At 66.1% G+C, this 1,990-nt stretch carries 1 protein-coding gene and 1 pseudogene; both read right to left on the reverse strand.

What is annotated here, in order from left to right:
- Positions 1–219 precede the first annotated feature (219 nt).
- Positions 220–960, reverse strand: a complete 741-nt coding sequence (locus tag Q4E95_RS08265) for an SDR family oxidoreductase (RefSeq protein WP_303382849.1) — start codon at positions 958–960, stop codon at positions 220–222.
- A gap of 78 nt (positions 961–1,038) precedes the next feature.
- Positions 1,039–1,990: pseudogene (locus tag Q4E95_RS08270) on the reverse strand (2-succinyl-5-enolpyruvyl-6-hydroxy-3-cyclohexene-1-carboxylate synthase); the annotation flags it as partial.

The raw sequence follows: 1,990 nt of genomic DNA on the forward strand, positions 1-1,990 counted from the left end.
CGCGGCAACGAGTGTGTTGCTCATGGTGGTGGTCCTCTCGGATCAAAGATCTTCCGGAGAGCCCCTGGACCCCCGGCGCGTTTCCGGAATGGTTGCGCGTTAGAACTTAATCCTGAACCACTGTGAGCCTTACCACACGGGGATAACCCCCAGGGTTTCGCCAGGGGGTGTTAATGTGTCTCTACATATGAGTGGATGCTAATTTGCATCCACAGCTACCTAATGCATGCCCGATGGGCGCACGGTGATGACCTCCACCTGCGATGTTCGCTCGGCATCGACAACAACGCGCACGGCAGCTGCGATCTGGGCCGGCTGGATCCATTCCTCGGCGCGATATTCCTTGCCCTGGTAGGCATGCAGTTCTTCCTGCATGTCCGTGGCCACCCGACCCGGATGCACCGACGACACCCGCACGCCGTTCTCGCGCTCTTCCTCGCGCAGCGCGTCCGTGAAGGCTCGCAGGGCAAATTTGGTCCCGGAATACAAGGACGACGCCGGCCCGGCGGTGAAGCCCGACCCCGAGTTGATGGCCACCACGTCCCCGCCAGCAGCTCGCAGCTGGGGCAGCACCAACTTGGTCAGTTGGGCCACCGAGAAGACATTGACCTCGAAAATCTCGCGCCACTGGTCACGAGTGGTTTCTGCCACCCGCGCCATGGGTGCAATACCGGCGGAGTGCACCACCACGTTCAGCCCCGGGAACTCATGAGCCAGGGGCGCCCACGCGGCCTCGACCGCGGCGTCGTCGGTGAGTTCGGCGACGAACGGCCGAGTGCCCGGGCCGAGCCCCTCGAGTTCGGAACGCACCCGCTCAACGTCATCGGAACGCCGGCCGCCCACGAACACCACGTGGTCACGGGCGAGGTCCTCGGCCACGGCTCTGCCGATACCCCGGGTGGCCCCGGTGACCAGGGCGGTGCGCGGTGCCGTGCTGGAAACAGTCTGCTGATCAGTCATGGACCCATGCTAGCCACGAGTGGCTCAACGATGACCGCTGCTGCCGGAGCGAGTCGGTGGCAACCACCGCTGCCGCGTTTACTCCCCCGCGGGATGCTTGGCCAGGAACTGCCTGGCCGCATCTTGCGCCGCCTCGCGAATACCCTGGTGGAACTCCCGCAGACCGGCGCGGTCGATCGGGACCTCGATGACGCGGCGACCCCGTAAAGGCGCTGCAAACAGTGCGGCCAACTCAATGGCGGTGTCCGCGCGACTGTACTCGACCTCGTAGGCCGCACACAGGTCCGGGAGGGACACCTGGTGCGGGGTGCCGAAGAAGCGCTCCACCGTATTGGTGTACCGCTCGTCCTGGGCCACGGCACCGTGTTCGAGTTTCCCGAAGATTCCCCCGCCGTTGTCGTTGAGGACCACGAGCTGGACGTCCGGGACCTCTTCGCCGTGGCCCATGAGCAACCCGCCGGCATCATGCAGGAACGTGAGGTCACCCAGGAACACACGCACCGGGCGTCCCGTTCCCAATCCCACGCCGTGGGCGGTGGCCACGGTTCCGTCGATCCCGGACACACCGCGGTTGGCCACCACGGCCACGGGGGCGCCCGGTAAGGCGACCAGGTCCAGGTCTCGGATCGGGTTGGACGAACCGGCCACGAGCACGGCGCCGTCTGCCGCGCATGCATCCCACACGGCGTGCGCCACATGCAGGCCGGTGAGGGCGGGTAAGGAGTTCGTCTGCGTCCGTAAGGCATCGCCCGCGGCTACGCCGGCTGCTTCCCAGGTCTCGAACCACCCCTCACGCACGGGCCCGATAAGGTCGAGGACTTCGTGGAAGGAGCTGACAACCTCCTCGTCGCGGCGCCCTTCCTCGAACCACGCAACCGGCCCGGGCCGCACGGCCAGCACACGCACGTCCTTGCGCCGCAGCAGGTTCGCAACGTGGCGGGACAGTGTGGGACGGCCGATGAGCACCACGGTGTCCACCTGGTCAACCAGGTCCAGTTCCAACACGTTCTGGTACGAGTGCACGGCGGAC

Origin of the sequence: Kocuria sp., from assembly GCF_030536815.1 — a bacterium.
In the GTDB taxonomy this organism is placed as follows: domain Bacteria; phylum Actinomycetota; class Actinomycetes; order Actinomycetales; family Micrococcaceae; genus Kocuria; species Kocuria gwangalliensis.